The organism is Microbacterium sp. BH-3-3-3, assembly GCF_001792815.1.
In the GTDB taxonomy this organism is placed as follows: domain Bacteria; phylum Actinomycetota; class Actinomycetes; order Actinomycetales; family Microbacteriaceae; genus Microbacterium.
The window spans coordinates 818,768-842,852 of sequence record NZ_CP017674.1 but is presented as its reverse complement, the minus strand read 5'-3'; the positions used below and the strand labels follow the sequence as shown (position 1 = coordinate 842,852).

General features: G+C 70.9%; 22 protein-coding genes. 12 read left to right on the top strand and 10 right to left on the bottom strand.

Going from position 1 to position 24,085, the window contains the following annotated elements; translation table 11 throughout:
* From BJP65_RS03970 to BJP65_RS03945, 6 genes are all read left to right on the top strand, one after another.
* The gene (locus BJP65_RS03970) at positions 1 to 261 is read left to right on the top strand and encodes a F0F1 ATP synthase subunit epsilon (RefSeq protein ID WP_055834867.1); all 261 of its coding nucleotides are present in this window, start codon (positions 1 to 3) and stop codon (positions 259 to 261) included.
* Positions 262 to 333: 72 nt separating this feature from the next.
* Positions 334 to 1,083: a YaaA family protein gene (locus BJP65_RS03965; protein WP_070409833.1), complete on the top strand. Its 750-nt coding sequence runs from the start codon at positions 334 to 336 to the stop codon at positions 1,081 to 1,083.
* 102 nt (positions 1,084 to 1,185) lie between these two features.
* On the top strand, positions 1,186 to 1,881 hold the full coding sequence (locus tag BJP65_RS03960; protein WP_070408286.1) for a hypothetical protein: 696 nt from the start codon (positions 1,186 to 1,188) through the stop codon (positions 1,879 to 1,881).
* 154 nt (positions 1,882 to 2,035) lie between these two features.
* On the top strand, positions 2,036 to 3,016 hold the full coding sequence (locus BJP65_RS03955) for an aldo/keto reductase (RefSeq protein WP_070408285.1): 981 nt from the start codon (positions 2,036 to 2,038) through the stop codon (positions 3,014 to 3,016).
* A 100-nt stretch (positions 3,017 to 3,116) separates the two neighbouring features.
* On the top strand, positions 3,117 to 3,890 hold the full coding sequence (locus BJP65_RS03950) for a PP2C family serine/threonine-protein phosphatase (protein WP_055834876.1): 774 nt from the start codon (positions 3,117 to 3,119) through the stop codon (positions 3,888 to 3,890).
* A 46-nt stretch (positions 3,891 to 3,936) separates the two neighbouring features.
* A complete protein-coding gene (locus tag BJP65_RS03945; RefSeq protein ID WP_070408284.1) occupies positions 3,937 to 5,469 on the top strand; it encodes an APC family permease in 1,533 nt (510 codons plus the stop codon).
* 129 nt (positions 5,470 to 5,598) lie between these two features.
* Here the strand turns inward: BJP65_RS03945 and BJP65_RS03940 are convergent, their stop codons facing one another.
* On the bottom strand, positions 5,599 to 6,582 hold the full coding sequence (locus BJP65_RS03940) for an asparaginase (protein WP_055834882.1): 984 nt from the start codon (positions 6,580 to 6,582) through the stop codon (positions 5,599 to 5,601).
* A gap of 145 nt (positions 6,583 to 6,727) precedes the next feature.
* Between BJP65_RS03940 and BJP65_RS03935 the strand changes: the two genes are divergently transcribed.
* Positions 6,728 to 7,198 carry an OsmC family protein gene (locus BJP65_RS03935; RefSeq protein WP_070408283.1) on the top strand — a complete coding sequence of 157 codons (471 nt, stop codon included), beginning with the start codon at positions 6,728 to 6,730 and terminating at the stop codon, positions 7,196 to 7,198.
* Between the two features lie 44 nt (positions 7,199 to 7,242).
* Positions 7,243 to 7,722, top strand: a complete 480-nt coding sequence (locus BJP65_RS03930) for a hypothetical protein (RefSeq protein ID WP_070408282.1) — start codon at positions 7,243 to 7,245, stop codon at positions 7,720 to 7,722.
* Positions 7,723 to 7,968: 246 nt separating this feature from the next.
* Here the strand turns inward: BJP65_RS03930 and glpK are convergent, their stop codons facing one another.
* From glpK to BJP65_RS03915, 3 genes are all read right to left on the bottom strand, one after another.
* Positions 7,969 to 9,480 (bottom strand): glycerol kinase GlpK, encoded by a 1,512-nt coding sequence (gene glpK / locus BJP65_RS03925; RefSeq protein WP_070408281.1) that lies wholly within the window; start codon positions 9,478 to 9,480, stop codon positions 7,969 to 7,971.
* Between the two features lie 95 nt (positions 9,481 to 9,575).
* Positions 9,576 to 10,331 carry an MIP/aquaporin family protein gene (locus tag BJP65_RS03920; RefSeq protein ID WP_070408280.1) on the bottom strand — a complete coding sequence of 252 codons (756 nt, stop codon included), beginning with the start codon at positions 10,329 to 10,331 and terminating at the stop codon, positions 9,576 to 9,578.
* 123 nt (positions 10,332 to 10,454) lie between these two features.
* The gene (locus BJP65_RS03915) at positions 10,455 to 12,173 is read right to left on the bottom strand and encodes a glycerol-3-phosphate dehydrogenase/oxidase (RefSeq protein ID WP_070408279.1); all 1,719 of its coding nucleotides are present in this window, start codon (positions 12,171 to 12,173) and stop codon (positions 10,455 to 10,457) included.
* Positions 12,174 to 12,282: 109 nt separating this feature from the next.
* Here BJP65_RS03915 and BJP65_RS03910 point away from each other — a divergent pair, with 109 nt between their 5' ends.
* The gene (locus BJP65_RS03910) at positions 12,283 to 13,248 is read left to right on the top strand and encodes a sugar-binding transcriptional regulator (protein WP_055834901.1); all 966 of its coding nucleotides are present in this window, start codon (positions 12,283 to 12,285) and stop codon (positions 13,246 to 13,248) included.
* 10 nt (positions 13,249 to 13,258) lie between these two features.
* Here BJP65_RS03910 and dhaM read toward each other — a convergent pair whose 3' ends face one another.
* From dhaM to BJP65_RS03890, 4 genes are all read right to left on the bottom strand, one after another.
* The gene (dhaM, locus tag BJP65_RS03905; protein WP_070408278.1) at positions 13,259 to 14,023 is read right to left on the bottom strand and encodes a dihydroxyacetone kinase phosphoryl donor subunit DhaM; all 765 of its coding nucleotides are present in this window, start codon (positions 14,021 to 14,023) and stop codon (positions 13,259 to 13,261) included.
* Positions 14,020 to 14,658 (bottom strand): dihydroxyacetone kinase subunit DhaL, encoded by a 639-nt coding sequence (gene dhaL, locus BJP65_RS03900; protein ID WP_070409832.1) that lies wholly within the window; start codon positions 14,656 to 14,658, stop codon positions 14,020 to 14,022. The genes dhaM and dhaL overlap by 4 nt, the downstream gene beginning before the upstream one ends.
* Positions 14,655 to 15,650: a dihydroxyacetone kinase subunit DhaK gene (dhaK, locus tag BJP65_RS03895; RefSeq protein WP_070408277.1), complete on the bottom strand. Its 996-nt coding sequence runs from the start codon at positions 15,648 to 15,650 to the stop codon at positions 14,655 to 14,657. Before dhaK ends, dhaL begins: the two co-directional genes overlap by 4 nt.
* An 87-nt stretch (positions 15,651 to 15,737) precedes the next feature.
* The gene (locus BJP65_RS03890; protein ID WP_194717045.1) at positions 15,738 to 16,439 is read right to left on the bottom strand and encodes a 1-acyl-sn-glycerol-3-phosphate acyltransferase; all 702 of its coding nucleotides are present in this window, start codon (positions 16,437 to 16,439) and stop codon (positions 15,738 to 15,740) included.
* 211 nt (positions 16,440 to 16,650) lie between these two features.
* Here BJP65_RS03890 and BJP65_RS03885 point away from each other — a divergent pair, with 211 nt between their 5' ends.
* Together BJP65_RS03885 and dxr are read left to right on the top strand one after the other, a co-directional pair.
* Positions 16,651 to 17,613, top strand: a complete 963-nt coding sequence (locus tag BJP65_RS03885; protein WP_070408276.1) for an FKBP-type peptidyl-prolyl cis-trans isomerase — start codon at positions 16,651 to 16,653, stop codon at positions 17,611 to 17,613.
* A gap of 9 nt (positions 17,614 to 17,622) precedes the next feature.
* A complete protein-coding gene (gene dxr, locus BJP65_RS03880) occupies positions 17,623 to 18,705 on the top strand; it encodes a 1-deoxy-D-xylulose-5-phosphate reductoisomerase (protein WP_070408275.1) in 1,083 nt (360 codons plus the stop codon).
* A 107-nt stretch (positions 18,706 to 18,812) separates the two neighbouring features.
* Here dxr and BJP65_RS03875 read toward each other — a convergent pair whose 3' ends face one another.
* Positions 18,813 to 20,477 carry a Mur ligase family protein gene (locus tag BJP65_RS03875; RefSeq protein WP_181015977.1) on the bottom strand — a complete coding sequence of 555 codons (1,665 nt, stop codon included), beginning with the start codon at positions 20,475 to 20,477 and terminating at the stop codon, positions 18,813 to 18,815.
* A gap of 87 nt (positions 20,478 to 20,564) precedes the next feature.
* Between BJP65_RS03875 and BJP65_RS03870 the strand changes: the two genes are divergently transcribed.
* Positions 20,565 to 21,881, top strand: a complete 1,317-nt coding sequence (locus BJP65_RS03870; RefSeq protein ID WP_070408274.1) for an RIP metalloprotease — start codon at positions 20,565 to 20,567, stop codon at positions 21,879 to 21,881.
* Between the two features lie 114 nt (positions 21,882 to 21,995).
* On the opposite strand, the gene BJP65_RS03865 is transcribed toward BJP65_RS03870, so the two are convergent.
* Positions 21,996 to 23,936, bottom strand: a complete 1,941-nt coding sequence (locus BJP65_RS03865; RefSeq protein ID WP_070408273.1) for an anthranilate synthase family protein — start codon at positions 23,934 to 23,936, stop codon at positions 21,996 to 21,998.
* Positions 23,937 to 24,085: the final 149 nt, after the last annotated feature.

Here is a 24,085-nt window from a genome sequence, read left to right as displayed (position 1 = left end):
ATGTCGTTGCGTGTGAGCCTGGTCTCGGCCGACGCCGAGGTGTGGACGGGAGAAGCCTCTCTCGTCGTGGCCAAGACCGTCGAGGGCGAGATCGGCTTCATGCAGGGTCACGAGCCGGTGCTCGCGATCCTCGCTCAGGGTGAGGTGCGCATCACGCGGACCGACGGCACGAAGATCCTGGCCAACGCCAAGGACGGCTTCTTGTCGATGGCCGACGACGAACTCACCATCGTCGCCGGGAACGCCGCCCTCGTCTCCTGACGACTTCTTCGATCACGACGCGCGTCGCCCGGTTCGCCGGGCGGCGCGCGTCTTTCCTGCGCAAGGGTGTTCATGCTGGTCCTGCTTCCCCCGTCGGAAACCAAGCGCCCGGGCGGTGACGGAACCCCGCTCGACCTCGGGGCTCTGGCTCTGCCGTCGCTGCGACCGCACCGTGCGGCCGTGATCGAGGCGCTGGTCGCTCTGTCGTCCGACGAGGACGAGGCCGCCCGCGTGCTCAAGCTCAGCGCGAAGCGTCGGCACGAGGTCGCCGACAACGCGGCCCTGCGCTCGGCGCCGACCCTGCCGGCGATCGACCGGTATACGGGCGTGCTCTTCGACGCGCTGGATGCCGGGACCCTGAACGCCGAGCAACGATCCTGGCTCGGTGCGCACGTGCTGGTGCACTCGGCACCCTTCGGACCGGTCGGCGCCCTCGACGGCATTCCGGCGTACCGGTTGGCCGCGGGGACCTCGGTGCCGGGGCTGCCGGCCCTGCGCCGCGTCTGGGCCGAGGCGGTGACGACGGCGTTGTCGGTGCGGGGCGCGTCGTTCGTGCTCGACCTGCGGTCGGAGGCGTACGTGGCGCTCGGACCGGTGCCGACGGGGGTCGACGCGGCGTACGTGCGCGTGGTGACCGAGGGCGAGGGGGGCGCGGTGCGCGCGCTGAACCACTTCAACAAACACGCCAAGGGGGATCTCGTTCGCGCGCTGGCCCTGTCGGGCGCCGACATCGCGACGCGCGCCGACTTCCTTGCGTGGGCGGGCGGCGCGGGGTGGATCGTTCGCGAAATGCCGGCGGGTGAGATGGAGCTTGTCGTCTGAGCCCGGCGTGGCCCTGTCAGGAAAGTCTCAGCTTCGCTAGCATGTGACTCGCACGGGGCGCACGGACGCTCCGCCGCGCATTCGCCTGGAAAGGAATCCGCAATGGATGACTCCTACTACTACTCCGACGACGGCGGCTTCGCAGCGCTGGCGTTCCTGGCCATTCTGATCCCCATCCTGCTCTTCTTCGTGGCCATCGCCTACGTCGTCTCGTCGTTCCTCTACATGAAGATCTTCGAGAAGGCGGGTGTGCAGGGCAAGTGGCGCGCGTGGGTGCCGATCTACAACACCCTGGTCGCCGCGAAGCTCGGCGATCTCTCGCCGTGGGTCTTCCTCATCGCTGTCGTCGCCTCCAGCGTCCTCTCGAACATCCCGGTGATCGGCTGGATCCTGTCGCTCGTGCCCCTCGCCGCGGGTCTCATGTACTCGTACCGCATCGGGCTCAAGCTGGGCAAGGACTGGCCCCTGCTGTTCCTCTGGCTCATCCCGGGCATCGGTGGCTTGATCTGGCTGGCGATCGTCGCCTTCAGCAGCAACCGCTGGAACCCCGAGGTCGGTCCCTCGCCGTGGGCGAAGACCTTCCTGGCAGACAAGACCGTCTGGAACGGCATCCCCGTTCAGCCCTACCAGAACGTCTCGGGTGGCGCCGGCGGTGCCGGTTACGGCTCGCCCGCCGCGGGGCCGGGCCACGTGCCGCCCACCGCTCCTCCGGCGCAGGGCTACACGCCCCCGCAGACCCCGCCCGCGGCAGGCCCGACGCCGCCGCCCTCGGCTCCGCCGGCCGGCCCGCAGGTCTGATGCCGCAGGTCTGATGCCGCACAGGGCCCTCCGCTTCGGCGGGGGGCCCTTCGCTTTGCTCTTTCGCGGTGCGCCGGGATGCCGAGAGCCTTCACCCGGCCGGAGCACGCAGGGTTCGGGTCCCGGTGTCGTCGGTCGGGGATAGCGTGGAGGGATGACATCCCCCGCGCTTCCCCTTCGCTCCGTCGGTCGCTCCGGTCTGCGTGTCTCGGCCGTCGGGCTCGGCTGCAACAACTTCGGCCGAGCCGGCACCGCCACCGAGACCCTCGACGGCACGCGCGCCGTGCTGGACGCCGCGATCGACGCGGGGGTCACGTTCCTCGACACCGCCGACGTCTACGGTCGCGAGTTCGGGTTGTCCGAGACCCTCATGGGCGAGGCGCTCGAGGGGCGCCGCGACGAGGTGGTGCTCGCGACGAAGTTCGGCCACTCGCACCTGGCGCCCGCACTCCCCGGCGGCTCCAAGGGTTCTCGCGCTCACATCCGTCGTGCCGTCGAGGGCTCGCTGCGGCGCCTGCGCACCGACTGGATCGACCTGTACCAGCTGCACACCCCCGACGACTCCACGCCGATCGACGAAACGCTCGACGCCCTGGCCGACCTCGTCCGCGAGGGCAAGGTGCGATACATCGGCCACTCCAACTTCGCGGGGTGGCAGATCGCCGAGGCCGAGTACGCGGCATCCGGAGTGCGGTTCGTCTCGACCCAGAACCAGTACAGCCTGCTGGCGCGCGCGGCCGAGCGCGAGGTGCTCCCCGCGGCCGAGCGCTTCGGGCTCGGGCTGCTGCCCTTCTTCCCGCTGCACAACGGACTGCTCACCGGCAAGTTCACGCGCGAGGGCGGTCCCGAGGGGAGCCGCATCATGCGTCAGCGTCCCCACCTGTGGCGCGACGCGCCGTGGGACGCCCTCGAGCGCTACCAGGCCTTCTGCGACGCGCGCGGCATCAGCATGCTCGAGGCGACGTTCGCCTGGTTCCTCGCAAACCCCCACGTGGCGAGCGTCATCGCCGGGGCGACCAGCGCCGACCAGGTGCGAGCCAACGCCGCGGCCGCCACGGCCTGGACCCCCGCCGCCGCCGACCTCGACGAGATCGACGGCATCTTCGCCCTCCCCGCCGATCCCGCGGCGGGATGATGGGGCGCGGCGCGTCCCCGGGCGATGCCGGGGTGTCCACTAAGATGACAGAGCCGTGCGTTTCCGCCGGCGCAGCTGTCGGCCAACCGGAGGATCTTTCGTGCCCGAGGTGACCACCCACACGCGTACCGTTCCCCTCGGCGCGGGCGACGTCGAGCTGTCATGGGCGGCGAGCACCGACACGGGCCGCCGCCGCGAGGTCAATCAAGACGCCGTGCTCGCCGAGTATCCGCTGTTCGTCGTCGCCGACGGCATGGGCGGGCACCTGGGCGGTGAGATCGCCAGTGCGAGCACCGTCGACCGGCTGAGCGCCGTCGTCGCCACCGGATCCGTCTCGTCGAAGAGCATCGAGAAGGCTCTGTCGCGCGCGGTGAAGGACATCATCGCCCACCCCGAGACCACCGACGAGGGCACCGGCACGACGCTCACCGGTCTGTATCTCGAGACGCACACCGACGAGCCGCACTGGGTCACCCTGAACATCGGCGATTCACGCGTCTACCTGCTGCGCGACGACGAGATCGTGCAGGTCACCACCGACCATTCCGTGGTGCAGGAACTCATCGCGGCAGGACGTCTCAGCCCCGAAGAGGCCGAGAACCACCCCTACGGCAACGTGATCACGCGCGCCGTCGGCCCGAGCGAAACCGTCAAGCCCGACTACCTGCGCCTCGACGTCCTCGACGGTGACCGTTTCGTCATCTGCTCCGACGGGCTCACGAAAGAGCTGACCGATTTCGGCATCCGGCACTTCCTCGAGGCCAACGCCGATCCGGCCGCAGCGGTCGAAGCCATGATGGCGGCGGCACTCGAAAACGGCGGTCGCGACAACATCACGATCGTCGTGCTCGACGTGGCCCGCCGGTCCGCCTGAGAATCTCCTCTTGACCGCGGTGACCCGCGGATTCTACGTTCGGCATATGACCTCCGCTCCCGAACGGACGTCGGGCAAGGGATTGGCCAGCGGGACGCTCGGACTCTGGGGTTCGACCGTGATCGGACTGGCCTCCACTGCTCCCGTCTACTCCCTCGTCGCCACCCTCGGTTTCGTCGTGCTCGCCGTCGGTGCCTCGGCGCCGATCGCCTTCGTGCTCGCGTTCATCCCGATGCTGTTCATCGCCTTCGCCTACCGCGAGCTGAACAACGAGATGCCCGACTGCGGCACCACCTTCACGTGGGGCACCAAGGCCTTCGGCCCCTGGATCGGGTGGATGGGCGGCTGGGGTGTCGCTGTGGCGGGCATGGTCGTGCTGGCGAACCTCTCGCAGATCGCCGGCATCTACCTGTGGTCGCTCATCGGCGACGGATCACTCGCCGAGAACGTGCCCCTGGTGACGGCGACGGGCGTGGCGTTCATCGCCGCGATGACCTACATCAGCTACCGCGGGGTCGAGATCGGCGAGCGGATCCAGAACATCCTGCTCGCGGTGCAGTACCTCGTGCTGGTGCTGTTCGTCGTCGTGGCCCTGTGGAAGTTCTTCGACGGCACCGCACCCAACCCGACACCGTTCGACCTGGCGTGGTTCAACCCGCTGGGGTTCACCGACTGGAGCGGCTTCACCGAGGCCGTGCTGCTGGCGCTGTTCATCTACTGGGGCTGGGACACCTGCCTCGCCCTGAACGAAGAGACCAAGGACCCGAAGCGCATCCCGGGCCGCGCCGCCCTGCTGACCACGGTCATCCTGCTCGCCACCTACGTCACCGTCACGGTGGCCGCCATGATGTACGCCGGGGTCGGCGAAGACGGCGCGGGGCTCGCCAACGCCGAGAACGCCGACGACGTGTTCCTCGCGCTGAAGGACGACCTCTTCGGGCCCTTCGCCTGGGTGCTGATCGTGGCCGTGCTGATCTCGGCGGTCTCGTCGACGCAGACGACGATTCTGCCCACGGCGCGCGGCACGCTCGCGATGGCGGCGTACAAGGCGCTGCCCGAGCGGTTCCGCACCGTGCACCCGCGCTTCCACACGCCGTCGTTCTCGACGCTGGTGATGGGTATCGTCGCGAGCGTCTACTACGTCGGAATGACGCTCATCAGCGACAACATCCTGCAGGATTCGATCCTGTCGCTCGGGCTGGCGATCGCGTTCTACTACGCCATGACCGGCTACGCCTGCGTCTGGTACTACCGGCGCGAGCTGTTCCGCTCGGGCAAGAACCTCGTGTACCGCGGCATCCTGCCCCTGCTGGGCGCGCTCATGCTGACCTACGCCTTCGTGCAGTCGGCGATCGACATGTGGGACCCGGAGTACGGCAACACCGTGCTGTTCGGCATCGGCGGCACCTTCGTCGTCGGCATCGGCGCGCTGGCGATCGGCGTCGTGCTGATGGTCGCGTGGTTCCTCGTCCCCGCGTCGAAGCCGTTCTTCCGCGGCGAGAGTCTCAACCGCGAGACCGAGGTGCTCGTGCCCGACGAGCCGATCGCGTACCCGCGTTCGGTCGACGGCGGCATCTGAGGGCACGCTCCGCTCGGCCGGGCCGCGCGTCGGGGAGACGCGGCGTGGTGCCCGGCCGGGCGCGCGCACCCACGAGAGCACACGTTGCGCGTCTGGTCTCGCGACGGATCGACCTCGCTGCGGGGCGGGTCAGACCGCGGAGCGGATGGCGCCGACCTCGCGGCCACCGCCCGAGATGCTCAGGGGCAGCAAGGCGAGCGTGTCGGCGACGGCCTCGGGGGACAGGGCTCCGGCGCGCTCGAGCAGGCGCAGCGCGACGGCGTGGCCGGCGCGGTTGGAACCGTCGAGCATCTTCAACGCCACGGTGGTGCCGTCGGGGGCCGTCATGACCTGCACGCCCTCGGCGCCCATCTTCGAGAAGACGCCGAGACGTTCGATCACCACGGTGTCGGGGCGACCGGGGCCGTCGATCGTCCACGGGTGCTCCCGCACGGCACGCACGAGGGTGCCGGCGCTGCGGTGCAGGGCGAAGGGGGAGCGCTCCGACGAGGTCGCGATGCGCTGGATCGCGCGCGCGAGGCCGATGAGGCTCATGGCGTAGACCGGGGCGCCGCAGCCGTCGATCGCGGTCGTGGTCATGCGCTCGCCGACCAGTCGCTCCAGCACCTCGCGGATGTGCACCTGCAGGGGGTGCTGTTCGTCGAGGTAGTCGGCGGTGGGCCAGCCGTTCGCCACGCACGTGAGCAGCATGGCCGCGTGCTTGCCGGAGCAGTTCATCCGCAGCGGCGAGGGGGCGCCGTGATCGCGGACGAGCTCGTCGCGCGCGGCGGTGTCGCTCGGCCACGCGGCGGGGCAGCCCAGGTCGTCTTCGGTCAGTCCAGCCGACTGCAGGATGCCACGGGCCACCTCGACGTGACGCTCGGTGCCGCAGTGGCTGGCCATCGCGATCGCCAGACGCTCACCGGACAGGTCGGCGCCCGCAGACAGGCAGGCCAGCGCCTGCAGCGGCTTCATGCTCGAACGCGGGAGGAACGACGCGGACGCCTCGCCCAGAGTCAGCTTCTCGGAACCGTCGGGGGCGAGCACGACGGCGACGCCGTAGTGGCGGGACTCGACGAATCCGCTGCGTTCGATGACGGCGAGCTCGACGGAGGCGGGGGGCGTGGCGGGCATCCCTCCATCGTATCCCCGCGGCCCCCTCGTATCCCGGGCCTGCCACCCGCGTGAGGTGCCGGTATTCGTCGCTTCGGCCGCGGCCGAAGCGACACATCCTGGCAGCTCACGCCCGAGGGTCGGCGGGGGCGGCAGACTGGAGAGCATGAACGGAGAACACCACTACCGCCTGCGCTCGACCTGGACCGGCGACCGGGGGAGCGGGACGAGCGGCTACCGCGACTACGACCGCTCCGTCACGCTCCACGTCGATGGCAAGCCCGAGGTCGCGGCATCCGCCGACACGCCCTTCCGCGGCGACCCCGAGAAGTGGAACCCCGAAGAGCTGCTCCTCGCGGCGCTGAGCGAATGCCACCTGCTGTCGTACCTGCACGCGTGCGTCACCACCGGTGTCGTCGTGACCGCGTACGTCGACGACGCGTCGGGCACCATGCAGGAAGACGGCAAGAGCGGCGGGGCATTCACCGAGGTGGTCCTTCGTCCTCGCGTGCAGGTCGCGGAGGAGTCGATGGTCGAGGCCGCCCGCGCCGCACACCGGCAGGCGCGCGAGTGGTGCTTCATCGCGAACTCGGTGAACTTCCCCGTGCGTCACGAACCCGAGATCACCGTCGGCTGAGCCGTCCGCTGCGACGGCGCGCGGCGGCGTCGTACAGTGAGCGCATGCAGTTCGAACCGGCCCTCCGCCGCCTCGACCGGATCGCCGGCGGACGCCACGCCGATCATCGCGTCGCCGTCTCCGACGACCCCCGCGTGGTCCGGGCGTTCCGCTCGGTCACCGTCCTGCTGGCGATCGGCTTCGTGCTGGGGATCGCCACGGTCGTCGTCGCGCTGGTCATGACGCTCAACGGGGCCGACGTCGGCTTCGCGGTGTGGATGCGCTGCCTCGTCGTGCTCGCCATCACCACGACGCTGTTCTACTTCCTGTGGCGCGCCCGGGCCGGGTGGTACTGGGCGTTCCGCCGCCTGCAGCTGTTCAGTCGGATCTTCCCCATCGTCGCCCTGGTGCTCGCGGCCATCCCCGGGTTGTACCCGTTCTGGGTCGTCACCGAGCAGATCCTCTTCGCGGTGCTGCTGATCGGGGTGTCGGACTACCTGCAGTCCGATGTCATGCGGGCGGCGTATCCCAAGCCCGAACGCTGAGTCTCCGGCATCCGGATGCCGGAGACCCGGCGTGGTCGCGGGCGCCGCGGCGAGCACGGCTCCGGCATCGTGACCTCGCGAGGGGCCCTTCGCGCTCCGAGCGCGGGGTGTGCAGGAGTCGTGCGTGCAGCCGCCGGGAGCCCCGACACGGTGGGCACCGCCGGCGACGTCGGGGTCGCTCGGTCGCACAACGGAAAGGACCCCGCCGGCGCGAGGCCGACGGGGTCCGTTTCGTGAAGAGGGTACTCAGCGCACGTCGTCGTCGACCCAGTCCATCGACTTGGTGACGGCCTTCTTCCACAGGCGCAGCTCGCGGTCGCGCTCGTCGGAGTCCATGTCGGGCTCCCAGCGCTTGTCTTCCTGCCAGTTGGCGCGGAGGTCGTCGAGGTTGTTCCAGAAGCCGACGGCGAGGCCCGCGGCGTAGGCGGCACCGAGGGCCGTCGTCTCGGCGACGACGGGACGCACGACCGGTACGCCGAGGATGTCGGCCTGGAACTGCATGAGCTCGTCGTTGGCGGTCATGCCGCCGTCGACCTTGAGCTCGGTCAGGTCGACGCCGGAGTCGGCGTTGACGGCCTCGAGCACCTCGCGGGTCTGGAAGGCCGTGGCCTCGAGGGCCGCGCGGGCGATGTGGCCCTTGTTGACGAAGCGGGTCATGCCGACGATCGCACCGCGGGCATCCGGGCGCCAGTACGGCGCGAACAGACCCGAGAACGCCGGGACGAAGTACACCCCACCGTTGTCGTCGACGGTGCGGGCCAGGGCCTCCACCTCGGGGGCCGAGGAGATGATGCCGAGCTGATCGCGCAGCCACTGGATGAGCGAGCCGGTGACGGCGATCGATCCCTCGAGCGCGTAGTGCGCGGGCTGGTCGCCGAGCTTGTATCCGAGGGTGGTCAGCAGTCCGTTCTTCGAGCGGACGATCTCTTCACCCGTCTGGAAGATGAGGAAGTTACCGGTGCCGTAGGTGTTCTTGCTCTCACCCGGGTCGAAGGCGGCCTGGCCGAAGGTCGCGGCCTGCTGGTCGCCCAGGATGCCGGCGATCGGGGTCTCGCGCAGCAGCGACGAGGATTCGACGGCGCCGTACACCTCGGACGAGGAGCGGATCTCGGGCATCATCGAGCGCGGCACGCCGAAGTCGGCGAGGATGTCGTCGCGCCACTCGAGGGTCTCGAGGTCCATGAACAGGGTGCGGCTGGCGTTGGTCACGTCGGTGGCGTGGACGCCGCCGTCGATACCGCCGGTGAGGTTCCACAGCACCCAGGTGTCGGTGGTGCCGAACACGAGGTCGCCGGCTTCGGCCTTCTCGCGGGCGCCGTCGACGTTCTCGAGGATCCAGACGATCTTCGTTCCCGAGAAGTAGGTCGCGAGCGGCAGGCCGACGATGCTCTTGTAGCGCTCCGGGTCGCCGTCGGCGAGACGGTCGACGATCGACTGCGTGCGGGTGTCCTGCCACACGATGGCGTTGTAGACGGGCTTGCCGGTGTTCTTGTCCCAGACCACCGCGGTCTCGCGCTGGTTGGTGATGCCGACGGCGGCGATGTCGTGGCGGGTGATGTCGGCGCGGCTGAGGGCCAGGCCGATCACCTCCTGGGTGTTGCGCCAGATCTCGAGGGGGTCGTGCTCGACCCACCCCGCGCGGGGGAAGATCTGCTCGTGCTCCTTCTGCCCGACGGAGACGACGCTCCCGGACTTGTCGAAGATCATCGCGCGCGTCGAGGTCGTGCCCTGGTCGATGGCGAGGACGTAGTCGGCCATGGAAGGACTCCTTTGTCTAGTTCAGTGTGAGGAAGGGGTGAAGACGGGTGCGGGGGCGACGCGCAGTCGAGGGGCGCGTCGCCCCCGCGGGAATGTCAGCTGCTGAGGCTGAGCAGCACGGGGGCCAGCAGGCCCGCCAGCAGACCACCGACGAGGGGACCGGCGACCGGCACCCAGGCGTAGCCCCAGTCGCTGGAACCCTTGCCCTTGATGGGGAGGATCGCGTGCGCGATGCGGGGGCCGAGGTCACGGGCCGGGTTGATGGCGTAACCGGTGGGGCCACCGAGCGAGGCGCCGATGCCGACCACGAGCAGCGCGACGGGGACGGCCGCGAGACCGCCGATTCCACCCGGGACGCCGATGTCGGCCACGCCGTAGTCACCGAAGCCGAAGATCACGAAGACCAGGACGAAGGTGGCGATGACCTCGGTGAGGAAGTTGAAGCCGTACGAACGGATCGCGGGGCCGGTCGAGAACACGCCCAGCTTGGCGGCCGGGTCGGGCTCGTCGTCGAAGTGCTGCTTGTAGGACGCCCACGCGAGTACGGCGCCGATGATGGCACCGACCAGCTGCGCGGCCACGGCCACGAGGAACTGGACGAAGGCGATCTTGCCGGCCACGAGGAGGCCGATCGAGACAGCCGGGTTCAGCTGCGCACCGGAGTACGCCGAGACGATGACACCGGCGAAGACCGCCAGGCCCCATCCCCAGTTGACCATCAGGGTGCCGCCGGCGTTGCCCTTGGTCTTGGCCAGGGCCACGTTGGCGACCACGCCACAGCCCAGCAGGATGAGCATCGCGGTGCCGACCACCTCCGAGAGGAAGTACAGCCCCAAGTTGACTTCTTGCATGTCGTCATCGACCTTTCTTCTGTCACCCGGACAACTTCGGCACGGGTGGTGTTATGCGGCTCGGTGCTCCGAACCTACGGCGAGCGTGCGGGCGCGCAACAGGCGGCGCGCCCGCACGTTCTCTCAGATTCGCGCGACGCCGGCCGATGCCAGATCGACGCGGTGGGCGGAGCGCAGGATCTCGGTCGTACGGTTCACTTCTTCGTCGACACGGTCGGAGTCCCAACCGAGGGGCTCCGCAATCGTCTCGGCGACCTCTCGCAGCGTGCGCTCGGTCATCCCGCCCACGAAGGCGAGGTGGGTGCGGCGCAGCAGCACGTCGATCAGGTGCACGACCTGCTCGTTCTGGGCGATCCAGACCAGCTCTTCGCGGTAGTAACCGGCCGCGTCTGCCAGGGCGGTGGGCTCGGCGGGGAGAACCGCGAGGATCGCGTCGGCGCGCGTGCCGTACCGCTCGAGCATGGCATCCACGAGCTCGGCCGAGTGCGCATTCGTGCGCGTGGCGATCCAGCGGCGCCGCTGCTCGGGGGTCGAGGGGAAGCCCGCGCCGCCGCCGATGGGCAGGCCCTGCGTGCTGATGCGGTGCGGACGACGCAGCTTCTGCAGCGTTTTCATGCTCAAGTGCTCGGCCAGCGCGCGGAACGTGGTCCACTTGCCGCCGACGAGGCTCATCGAGGGGACACCGGCGACCTCGTCCTCGACGATGCGGTAGTCGCGCGACACGAAGCCGGGCGCGGTGTCGTCGTGGCGGGGGAGCGGACGGATACCCGAGAAGGTGTACACGATCTGCGAGCGGTCGACGGCGACGCGGGGGAACACGTGGCCGATCAGGTCGAAGAAGTACTCGATCTCGTCGTCGGTGCACACGACCGGCTTCGACGGGTCGGCGTCGATGTCGGTCGTGCCGACGAGGACGCGGTCCTTGAGCGGGTAGATGAGCACGATGCGGCCGTCGGAGTGCTCGAAGAAGATCTCTCGCCCACCGGTCGCCGCGAACAGCTCCGGGTTGTCGAGCACGATGTGCGAGCCCTTGGTGCCGCCCATGAACTGCGTCGTGAGCCCCATGGCGGAGTTCGCGAGGTCGGTCCAGGGGCCGGCGGTGTTGAGCACGACCTTCGCCTTGACCGAGAACTCCTCGCCCGAGACCTCGTCGCGCACGCGAACGCCGTTCGCGTCGGCGCCGACGGCCGAGACGTAGTTGACGGCCTGGGTGCGACCGGCGCCGGCTTCGATGCCATCGCGCAGCACGTCGAGCGCGATGCGCTCGGGGTCGTGCATCGAGGCATCGAAGTACGTGGCCGTGTAAGCCAGGTCGGGGTTGAGCTGGGGGAGCTCGGTCAGCGACTTCTTCTTGCCGAGGAACTTGTGGCGGGGAACGGAGCCGCCGTCGCGCGAGAAGGTGTCGTACATGATGAGGCCGACCTTGATCAGCAGCGCACCACGCTCGTTGGGCTTTCCGCGGCCGTGCGTGACGAGCAGGCGGAAGGGCGCCGACAGGATGCCGGAGAACGTCTTGTAGATCGGGATCGTCGTCTCGAGCGGCTTGACGTAGTGGGGCGCGGTCTTGAGCAGGTCGTTGCGCTCGGTCACGGCCTCTTTGACGAGGCGGAACTCGCCGTTCTCGAGGTAACGGATACCGCCGTGCACCATGTGGCTCGACGCCGACGAGGCGCCCGACACGAAGTCGCCGCGCTCGACGAGGGCGACGCTGACGCCCTGCAGGGCGAGATCGCGGAGGGTGGCGAGGCCGTTGATGCCCCCGCCGATGATGAGGACGTCGAGGTTCTCGGCGTCGCGGAGCGCCTGGACGTCGGCGCGGAGCTGTGTTGCGGGGGACGACATGTCGACTGCGACCTTTCGTTGTTGGTACGACAGTCACAATGCGCCTGTCTGCACGTTGTTGCAAGCCCCTTGAACAAACGTGCACAATGGTGTTCATGGGAACGCAACCATGGTGACGCAGGCGGAAGAGCGGTCCCGTGACGCACTGCGCGCGGCGCAGCTGTACTACATGCAGGACCTGACGATGGACGCCATCGCGCACGAGATGCGCGTGTCACGCTCGTCGGTGTCGCGCCTGCTCCAGCACGCCCGCGACGTGGGCCTCGTCACGATCTCGATCAGCCCGCCCGACGACGCACGGGGCCAGATGGCACAGCGCATCGCCGACCGATTCGGCATCACCGCGCACGTCGTGCCGACCCCGGCCCGCACCTCCGAGGCCGAGCGTCTGGAGCGCACGGCGCTGACCGCGGCGCGCATCCTCGCCGAGCGGGTGGAGTCGTCGATGACCGTCGGCGTCGCCTGGGGGTCGACCCTCTCGGCCGTCGCCCGTCACGTGCCGCTGAAAGACGTGCACGACACCCACATCGTGCAGATGAACGGAGCCGCGAACGTGCGCACCTCCGGCATCCCGTACGCCGGCGAGATCCTGTCGAAGTTCGGCACCGCCTGGTCGTCGTCGGTGCACCAATTCCCGGTGCCCGCGCTGTTCGACGACCCCCGCACCAAGCAGGCGATGTGGCGGGAGCGCTCGGTGCGCTCCGTGCTCGAGATCCAGCAGCGCGTCGGCCTGTTCGTCTTTGGCCTCGGCTCGCCGCACGCCGACGTGCCCTCGCACGTCTACAGCGGCGACTACTTCGACGAGCGCGACCGCGCCGTCATCGAACGCGAGGGCATCGTGGGGGACTGCGCGACGGTGTTCTACCGCGCCGACGGCTCGAGCGACGTCCCCGAACTGAACGCGCGCTCCAGCGGGCCCGACCTCGACACGGTCCGGCGCATTCCGCGCCGCTTCTGCGTCGTGTCGAGCCTCTCGAAGCTCGACGGCCTGCGCGGGGCCCTCGCCGCCGGTCTGATCACGGAGCTCGTCGTCGAGGAGTCGCTGGCGCGCCGCCTGCTGAGCGTGACCCGCTGACCCGCCTCGGTCAGCGCTCGCCGAAGCCCTCGTCGATCAGGGCGCGGAGCTCGTCGAGGGCCTGACGGGCCTGCGGGCCACTCGCGCTCACCCGCACCCGTGCACCCTGCCGGACGCCGAGCGCCATCAGGGCGAGGAGGCTCCGCGCCGACACTTCGTCGGAGCCCGCGTCGAGGTCGGCGATACGCACCTCGGCGTCGTACCGCGACGCCGCCTTGACGAACGTGGCCGCCGGGCGCGCGTGCAGGCCCGACGGGTTGACGAACACCGTCTCGAACGAGATCGCGTCCTTCTCGCCTAAGGGTGCAGAACTCTGGGAGTCGATGCCGTGCGCCGTCGGTTCGTCGTCGCGATCCGCGGATGCCGTGGCCTCGCCCTCGCCGAGCTGACGCTGTTTCGCTGCGCCCGCGCCCCGCACCTCGGCGGCCACGGCGTCGAGATCGGCGCCGCCGGCCGCGGTGACCACCGCGGCCACGAGCCCCTCGACGAACGGCGCGGAGCTCAGCCTCACCCGATCGGGCACGGCGACGAACTCGAGGGCGGTCTCGGCGCTGAGGATCGCGGAACCGAGGTCCATCAGCACGAGCACCCCGTCGCCGGAGTCGGCGTCGTCGATCGCGGCGGCGATGGCGACGGCATCCGTGCCCAGATCGCCGTCGGGACCGCCCGCGGCCACGCGCACCCCGGGCGGCTGCTCGCCGCCCATCTGCAGGGCCAGGTGCACGGCGGCATCGGCCAGCGCGCGGCTGTGCGAGACCGCGACGATCCCGATCACTCGGCCGCCGCCAACGTGTCGCGCAGGGCCTCGAGCAGCATCGTCGCCGAGGTCGCCCCGGGGTCGAGGTGGCCGGCGCTGCGCTCGCCGAGGTAGCTCGCGCGGCCCTTGCGGGCCACGAGCGGCTCGGTCGCGTCGCGACCGCGGGCCGCCGCCTCGGCCGCGGCCCGCGCGGCGGCGGCGGGTGTCGCCCCGGCGGCCGCGGCGGTGTCCCAGGCGTCCACGGCGGGCCAGAGCGCGTCGATCATCGTCTTGTCGCCGAGCTCGGCCTTGCCCCGGGCGACGACCCCCTCGACGCCGGCGCGCAGGGCGGCGCCGAGGGTGGTGGCATCCACCTCTCCCTCGCTCAGCGCGGGCCCCATGCGCAGGAAGAGGGTGCCGTACAGCGGACCGCTCGCGCCGCCGACCGACGAGACGAGCGTCATTCCGACGGTCTTGAACAGGTCGGTCGGGCTGGCGGGACGGGGGTCGAGCCGCGCGACGACGGCATCGAGACCGCGCGCCATGTTCGAGCCGTGATCGGCGTCGCCGATGGCGGAGTCGAGCTGCGTCAGCTCGTCTTTGTGCTGCTGGACGGTGTCGCGGAACGCTCGGATCCACGACACGAGGTCGTCGAGTGCGACGGTGCCGCTCATGCGCCCCACCGCAGGCCCGGGGTCACGACCGGCGCATCCCAGAGGCGCAGCATCTCGTCGTCGGCCTTCACGACGGTGAGCGAGGCGCCGGCCATGTCGAGACTCGTGATGTAGTCGCCGATCAGGACCCGCTGCACCTCGACGCCGGCCGCGGCCAGCAGCGGAGCGATCTCGCCGTAGAGCAGGTACTGCTCGATGAGGGGCGTCGCGCCCAGACCCGACAGCAGCACGATCGCGGGTCCCACCGGCTCGCCGAAGTCGTGGACGATCGGGTCGACCAGGAGGGCGGCGATCTCGTGCGCGGATGCCAGCTTCACGCGCGAGCGGCCCGGTTCGCCGTGGATGCCGACTCCGACCTCCATCTCGTCGTCGGGCAGCTCGAACGTGGGGCGCCCGGCGGCGGGCACGGTGCAACTCGTGAGCGCGACGCCCATCGAACGCCCGGCGGCGGCGACACGTCGGGCGAGGTCGGCCACGGCGGCGAGGTCGGCGCCTTCTTCGGCCCGTGCCCCGACGATCTTCTCGAGGATGACGGTGGTGCCGGTTCCGCGGCGTCCGGCGGTCCAGGTCGAATCCTGCACGGCCACGTCGTCGGAGACGAGAACCGACTCGACCTCGACGCCCTCGGCGGCGGCGAGCTCGGCCGCCATCTCGAAGTTCAGCACGTCGCCGGTGTAGTTCTTCACGATGTGCAGCACGCCGGCGCCCGCATCGACCGCCTGCGTGGCGGCGAGGACCTGGTCGGGGGTGGGGGAGGTGAAGACCTCGCCCGCGGCGGCGGCGTCGAGCATGCCCCGCCCGACGAACCCGCCGTGCATCGGCTCGTGACCGGACCCTCCGCCCGACACCAGCGCCACCTTGCCCGCGCGCGTGGGCTCCGCCCGCAGGATCACCCGGTTCTCGGCATCCACCCGCACCTCGGGGTGCGCGGCCTGGATCCCTCGCAGAGCTTCGGCCAGAACGTCGGCCGGGTCGTTCACGAACTTCTTCACGGGTGCCTCCTCGTCGTGGCGTCGACGGCTCAGGGCCGTCACTCCCGACCCTGCTCGCCGTGCGTCGCCGCGTCAAGCGGCAAAGGCTCAGAGGCGCTCGTGCGGCAAGACCTGCTTGATGCGCTCGAGGGGGTTCTGGGCCGGAGCCTCGTTGTACGCGTTCGCGAGCTGCTGCTCGCTGAGCGCGTGGATCGCGGCCATGATCTCGTCGGTCGCGAGTCGACGGGCGCGGCCCGAGGACGCGGGGCCGTGCGGGGAGAGGTCGAGGGGCGTGCCGAAGCGCACCGTGATGCGCTCCTGGGTCGTCGGGATCTTCGCGCCCACGGGCATGACCTTGTCGGTGCCGATGAGACCGACCGGAACGACGGGGGCCCCGGTCTGGAGCGCGAGGAACGCCACGCCCGTGCGGCCCTTGTACAACCGGCCGTCGAGAGACCGCGTGCCCTCGGGGTACAGCGCCACCGCGCGGCCGTCGTCGAGCAGCGCGCGTTGCTGATCGAGCGCGTCGAGGGCCTTCTGGCCGGCGCCACGCTCGACGGGGATCGCGCCGATGGCGGTGAAGAACTGCCGCGAGGCCCACTTCTCGAAGTACGACGACTTCGCCATGAAGTGCACGGGGCGGGGAGCCGCGACCGGGATGGCGATCGAGTCGATGAACGACAGGTGGTTGCTGGCGAAGATCACCGGGCCCGTGCGCGGCACGTTCTCACGGCCCTCGATGCGCGGGCGGTAGACGGCCCGCGCCAGCGGGGCGATCAGGAAACGGCCGAGGCCGTAGGCCGCACCCATCTGCTGCGGCGCGGCGGCGGGGGTCTCGGCGGCGTCGGAACTCACCCGTCGAGGTTACTCGCCGCCGCATGCCGGGTCGCGCATGCCCGCCCGCGTGTGCGCACCCGCGTCTGCGTGCCCGGGCGCGACGGTGTGCGCGCGGGGACTCCCAGGATCGACAAAGCCGGGTGCGCCAGGATGGACGTTCCCCGTTCTTCTCGAGAGGTCTCCCGTGCGCTTCCGCCCGATCGCTTCCCTGTCCGTCGCCGCCGCCGCGGTGCTGCTGCTGGCCGGATGCACCGGTTCGCCCGATCAGGCGCAGACCCCGGATGCCAGTGCGACCCCGGACGCCGGAGCGTGCCAGACCCCGTTCACCGGCGAGGTCCCCGCCGGGCTCGAGGTGTCGGGTGACTTCCAGGGCCCCGTCACCGTCACGCGTCCCGACGGCTTCACGCCGACCGACGTGCAGCGCACCACCCTCATCGAGGGCTCGGGCGCCGAGATCGCCCCCGGCGACATCGTCAAGGCGAACTACACCGTGATCGACGCCGCCAGCGGTGCCGTCGCGCTCGACTCCCTGACGACCGATCCCGCGGGCATGGACATGGTCGTCAACGCGCAGCAGATCTTCGGCGCGGCCCTGTCATGCGTGCCGATCGGCTCGCGCACGGTGTCGACCTTCCCCGCCGGCCTGCTCGGCGACGGGTCGCCGGCCTACGTGCTCGTGGCCGACGCCATCGAAGAGCTGCCCACGCGCGCCACCGGCACCGAGGTCCCGCCCGTCGACGGCATGCCCACGGTCACGCTGGCCGACGACGGCGCTCCCACCATCACCGTGCCGACCACGCCCGCTCCCACCGAGACGCGCATCGAGAACCTGCGCCGGGGCGACGGCGACGTGGTCAACCCCGGCGACCAGGTGATCGTGCAGTACACCGGCGTGCTCTACGACGGCGGTACCGTGTTCGACTCGAGCTGGGACAAGGGCATGCCCACCGAGTTCCCGACCACGGGTGTCGTCGCGGGCTTCCGGCAGGCACTCGAGGGCCAGACGGTCGGTTCGCAGGTGCTCGCCGTCATCCCTCCCGCCGACGGCTACGGCGACCAGGAGCAGGGAGCGATCCCGGCGAACTCGACCCTCGTCTTCGTGGTCGACATCCTCGGCGTCCAGCACGCTCCCGCAGCCGCTCAGTAGGCTGACGGGATGCGCCGCGTCCTCATCCTCGGTTCCACCGGTTCGATCGGCACGCAGGCGCTCGACGTCATCCGTGCCAACGCCGACCGCTTCGAGGTCGTCGGCCTCGCCGCCGGCACCGACCGCGCCGGCCTACACGCGCAGGCCGAGGAGTTCGGCGTGGAGCACACGGCGCTCGGCGCGGCCGACGCCGAGCAGCTCGTCCGCGACGTCGAGGCCGACGTGGTGCTCAACGGCATCACCGGTTCGGTCGGCCTCGGCCCCACGATCGCCGCGCTCGAAGAGGGCCGCACCCTCGCCCTCGCCAACAAGGAGTCGCTGATCGTCGGCGGTTCGCTCGTCACCGCGCTCGCCGCACCGGGCCAGATCGTGCCGGTCGACTCCGAGCACTCCGCGATCGCGCAGGCGTTGCGCTCCGGTGAGGCGCACGAGGTGCGCCGGCTGGTGCTCACGGCATCCGGAGGCCCCTTCCGCGGGCGCTCGCGGGCCCAGCTCGCCGACGTCACCCCCGCCGAGGCGCTCGCGCACCCCACCTGGGACATGGGCCGCGTGGTCACCACGAACTCCGCGACCCTGGTCAACAAGGGCCTCGAGGTCATCGAAGCGCACCTGCTGTTCGACGTGCCCTACGACCGCATCGACGTCACGGTGCACCCGCAGTCGATCGTGCACTCGATGGTGGAGTTCGTCGACGGCTCCACGATCGCCCAGGCGTCGCCGCCGGACATGCGACTGCCCATCTCGCTCGGGCTCGACTGGCCGCACCGCGTCGCCGGCGTCGGCGCGCCCCTGGATTGGACGCGCGCCTCGCAGTGGACCTTCGAGCCCCTCGACGAGGAGGCCTTCGGCTCGGTCGCCCTGGCCAAGCGCGTCGGACGCGCGGGGGCGACCTACCCCGCCGTGTTCAACGCCGCCAACGAGCAAGCTGTCGACGCGTTCCACGAGGGGCGACTGAGCTTCCTGGACATCGTCGACCTCATTGAGCGCGTGGTCGACCAGCACGAGCCGCCGTCGACGCTCACGCGGGAGTCGCTGGCCGAGGCCGAGGCCTGGGCGCGACGCACGGCCGACGCGATCATCGCCGCGCGCTGACGACGGCTCGCGGGCTCCCGCTCCCGCGGGGCTTCGCGCGCGGGGCGGCAGCGCCGTCCTCACGCGCCGGGCGGCGTCGGGTCGCGGATCCGCGGGACGGGCGGGCGTCAGGCCGGGAAGTCGACCGGGCGCTCGGGATCCGACGACGGCGTCCGGTCGGCGGGGTACGGAACGGGCCACTGCGGATCCGGCACGGCCCAGCCGGCCGCGCGCAGCGCGCGGCGCGACAGCTCACGCGCCGAGTACGGGGTGCGAACGCCCCGGATGTCGCGGTAGTCCTGGTGGCCGGGGCCGGCCCACAGGATGGCGTCGCCCTCGCCGACGAGCTTCACGGCCTCGAGGATCGCCCGCTCGGGCGGGGTGAACTCGTGGACCTCGGCGTCGGGGCGGGCACGGCGCGCGCCCTCGACGAGCACCGTGCGAATGGCATCCGGGTTCTCGTGACGGGGGTGGTGGTCGGTGACGATGAGCACGTCGCTGCCGAGGACGGCGGTGCGGCCCATGTCGAGACGCTTGGTCGCGTCGCGATCGCCGTCGGCGCCGAACACCATGACGACCTTTCCGGGCGTCACGCGGCGGACCGCCGCGAGCGTCTTCTCGAACGCGTCGGGGGAGTGCCCGAAGTCGACGTAGACCGCGGGCCCGTCGGCGCCCGAGACGAGCTGCGTGCGGCCGGGGAGCGAGGCCTCGATGCGCTCGCCGTCGAGGGTGCTGAACAGGTGCTCCCACGTGTAGCCGGTCTCGAGCAGCATGACGATCGCCAGACCCGCGTTGGCGGCCATGTGCCGGCCGATCACCGGCACGACGGTGGTGAGCGAGCGGCCCGCGCGATCGCGCAGCGTGAACTCGGTGCCCTCCTGACGCTCGTCGACGATCTCGACGACCCAGTCGGCGTGTTCCGCCGCGGCGGCGTCGTCGGCGATGGCCGGTGTCGCGATGGTCACGACGGGGATCTCGGCGCGGGCCGCGATCTCGGCACCCGAGGCGGAGTCGAGGCAGACGACCCCCCGTCGTGCGCGGTCGGGACGGAACAGCGGGAGCTTGGCCTCGAAGTACTCGCGCATGTCGGCGTAGTCGTCGAGGTGGTCGTGGGTGAGGTTGGTGAAGCCGGCGACGTCGAAGACCAGACCGTCGACGCGGTGCCGGGTGAGCGCCTGGGCGCTGACCTCGACCGCGACGGCCTGCACACCGCGCTCGCGCATGAGGGCGAGCAGGGCGTGGAACTCCGAGGCCTCGGGAGTCGTCAACCGCGACACGATGACGTCGCCCGCGATGTGACGCTCGGCCGTCGACGACAGACCCGTGACGACCCCGAGCTGCCCCAGGATCCCCTCGAGCAGGTGCGACACGCTCGTCTTGCCGTTCGTGCCGGTCGTGGCGAGCAACTGGGGGAGCTCGTCGTCGGGACCGGTGCCGTAGACCCAGGCCGACAGGTCGCCCAGCAGGGCGCGGGGATCGTCGACCACGACGATCGGAAGACCCGCGGGGCCTGCGATCTCGGCGCCGTCGGCATCGGTGATCACCGCGACCGCACCGCGCTCGGCGGCGGTCGCGCTGAACTCGGCACCGTGGCGGTTGACTCCGCGGATCGCGACGAAGGCCTCGCCCGCGCGCAGATCGGCGGTGGCCAGCGTGATGCCGGTGAGGGTCGTGCCGTCGACGTCGCCGGAGCTGCGCACGCCGAAGCGGCGGGCGAGTTCCGCGAGGTCGCGGCGGGGCGGACGCTCCGGCCGGAGCACGGGCGGGAGGTTCGAGGGCGCGTGGGTCGGCATCTCGTCCATTGTCGCATCCGGTGTCGCACAGACACCGCATCGCGGCCGCACGGGCGGTTCAAAGGGATGCGGCGGTATCGTCGGCGGGTGACTGCGATCGCGTTCCTCCTCGGCGTCATCGTGCTCGTGCTCGGCCTGGCCGTCTCGATCGCGTTGCACGAGGTCGGGCACCTGGTGCCCGCCAAGCTCTTCGGCGTGCGCGTCGGGCAGTACATGATCGGCCTGGGGCCCACGCTCTGGTCGAAGCGCATCGGCGAGACCGAGTACGGCGTCAAGGCCCTGCCGCTCGGCGGGTACATCTCGATGGCGGGCATGTATCCGCCCGCCCCCGACGAGGACGAGCCCGGCACCCGCCGGTCGCGCTTCTTCGCCACGATGGTGCAGGACGCCCGCGACGCCAACGCCGAGACGCTCGTCGCCGCCGACGATCGCGTCTTCTACAAGCTCCCGGTCTGGAAGCGCGTGATCGTCATGCTCGGCGGCCCGCTGATGAACCTCGTGCTCGCCGTCGTGCTGTTCTCGATCGCGCTGAGCGGCATCGGCGTGCAGCAGGGCACCACCACCGTCGCGTCGGTCTCGCAGTGCGTGATCCCGGCGAGCCAGCAGCGCGACGCGTGCACGTCGGCCGATCCCGTCGCCCCCGCCGCCGCCGCGGGCATCGAGCCGGGCGACACGATCGTGTCGATCGACGGGACGCCGGTGGCGACGTTCGCCGACGCCGCGGCGATCATCCAGCGCTCGCCGGGCACGCCGCTCTCGGTCGTCATCGAACGCGATGGGGCGCAGCAGACCGTGCAGTTCACCCCGCAGACCACCGATCGCGCCGTCACCGACGCCCAGGGTCGCCCGGTCGTCGACGCGTCGGGTGCCCCCGAGTTCGAGACCGTCGGCTTCGCCGGCGTGACCGCGCAGCAGTCCCTCGTGCCGCAGCCCCTGTGGAGCGGTCCCCAGGCGACGATCACCCAGATCGAGGCGGTCGGCCGGATCGTGGCGACCCTGCCCGTGCGCATCTACGACACCGCGGTCGACACCCTCACCGGTCAGCCCCGGGACCCCACCAGCCCCATGAGCGTGGTGGGTGCGGGCCGCCTCGCGGGCGACATCGCCGCGGTGGACGCGCCGATCCTCGACCGAGTGCAGTCGATCATCGCCCTCCTGGCGGGTCTGAACGTCGCTCTCTTCGTCTTCAACCTCATCCCGCTGCTGCCGCTCGACGGCGGCCACATCGTCGTCGCCCTCTGGGACGGTCTGAAGAAAGTCCTCGCGCGCGCTCGCGGGCGCATCGCCAAGCCGGTCGACGCGACCCGCCTGGTGCCGGTGACCTTCGTGGTGGTGATCCTGCTCGTCGGGATGGGCGGCGTGCTGTTCCTCGCCGACATCTTCAACCCGGTGAAGCTGCTCTAGGCGGACGCGGCGCTCTCGTCGCCGGCGCAGTGCTCCGGCACATCGACGCGGCCGCACCCGGAACGGGGGCGGCCGCTGTCGCTTGTGTAGGAGGCGTGCCGTTCGCCTCCGGCCTCAGAGCACGTGGGCGATGAGACGCTCCAGCGTGCGCATGCCGTCGCGCGACAGGATCGACTCGAGGTGACCCTGCACCGAGGCGTAGCCCGGGCCGCGGAGCGCGTAGACGTCGCCCGTCTCGGCATCCGCCGCGACGTCGGTGACGGTCTGCGTCGTGCCGGCCGCGGAGCCGACGGCGAGGCCGCGCTGCGTGTCTCCGGCAGCCACCCGCGCCGTGAACGTGTTGTAGAACCCGATCGAGGCGGACTCGCCGAACAGCTCGACGCTCTTCTGCAGGCCCTGGTGCGGCCGGGCGAGGGGTTCGAGGTCGATCCCCAGCGAGTCGGCGAGGATCTGGTGGCTCAGGCACACCGCCAGCAACGGCGTCGATGCGGCGCGGCGGCGTCCGACGACGTGGCGCATCGCGCTCATGCGCGGGCTGTCGTCGCGCGGGTCGCCGGGGCCGGGGCCCGAGACCACCAGGTCGGCGGCGTCGAGGTCGTCGTCGGAGACCTCGGACCAGTGCACGATACGGGTGTCGAGACCCAGGTGGCGCAGCTGGTGCGCGAGCATCGTGGTGAAGCGGTCCTCGGCGTCGACGACGAGCGCCGTGCGGCCCGCGAAGGGACCGGAGCCGTCGGGATCCTGCGGGTTCATCCAGAACGGTGCGAGGCGGTCGTTGCGGGATGCCAGCAGCTCGGCGATCGCGGGATCCTCGCCGAGGGGGCGGCGCGGGGCCGCCGGTGCGTCGGGATCGGCGTCGGCGGGAGCGGCGGGCGTCATGTCGCGGGGGATCGCGCCGATCGCACCGAGCACGCCGGCGGCCTTGCCGTGGGTCTCGCCGACCTCGCCGTACGGGTCGGAGTGGCGCACGAGCGTCGCGCCGACCGGCACGCGCAGCCGCCCGTCGACCAGGTAGGCCGTGCGGATGAGGATGGGTGCGTCGAGGTCGTGCGTGGGTCCCTCGGTGGCGCCGTTCGGGGTGAAGAGCGCGGCGACGCCGGAGTAGTAGCCGCGGGGGGTCGTCTCGTGGCGCGCGATCACCGTGCAGGCGTTCTGCATGGGGGAGCCGGTGACGGTGGGCGCGAACATCGTCTCGCGCAGGATGTCGCGCGGGTCGAGGTCGCTGCGCCCGCGCAGCATGTACTCGGTGTGCGTCAGGCGCGACATCTCTTTGAGGTGGGGACCGGTGATGCGTCCGCCGTCGCTGCAGACGGCGCTCATCATCTTCAACTCCTCGTCGACGACCATGAAGAGCTCTTCGGTCTCTTTGGTCGAGCGCAGGAACTCCGCGAGGGTCTCGGACGTCGCCCCGCCCGCCGGGTGACGGAAGGTGCCCGAGATGGGGTTCATCGTGACGATGCCGCCCTGGGCGCTGACGTGCGCCTCGGGGCTCGCGCCCACGGCGATGTGCCCGTCGGTCACGACGGCGAAGGTCCAGTAGGCGCCCTTCTCGTGCTCGAGCAGCGCGCGGAACCAGGTGAGCGCGGCGATCCGCGGGTCGACGTCGACCCCGGCGACGAAGTCGCGACGGATGACGAAGTTGGCACCCTCGCCGCGGCCGATCTCATCGGCGATGACCTCGCGCACGATGTCGGCGTAGTCCTCGTCGGTGATGTCGAAGCCGGCGTCGTGCAGGGGGATCGCGGTCGTCGGCAGGGATGCCAGTACCTCGGCGCGGGGGAGCGAGATGCGCTGGTCGATGACGAGGCATCGCAGCGGCGCGCCGTCGTCGTGGCAGACGAAGCCGCGCTCGCGCACCTGGCGGTACGGCACGAGGGCGAGCACTTCGCGGGGTGTGCCGGCGTCGTCGACGAGCGGCACGTCGGCCAGCAGGTCGACGTCGACGACGTCGCCCGTGAGGACCTCGACCGTGACGCCGTCACGGGCGATCACGGCGAAGGGGGCAGAACCTGCGGCGAGGTCGAGGAGCAGGGAGGAGGGGTCGGGCCCGGTCATCGAGATAACTTCCGTCTGTGAGCGAGGGTCCAAAGCGGCCGCCGAAAACACGAAGACCGCCCGGGTTCCCCAGGGGGAGGGCGGTCTGTTGCATGCGAGCGCACCGCCTAGACGGTGTGCCACCAGGATGTGTGCGCGCGCATGGCGCC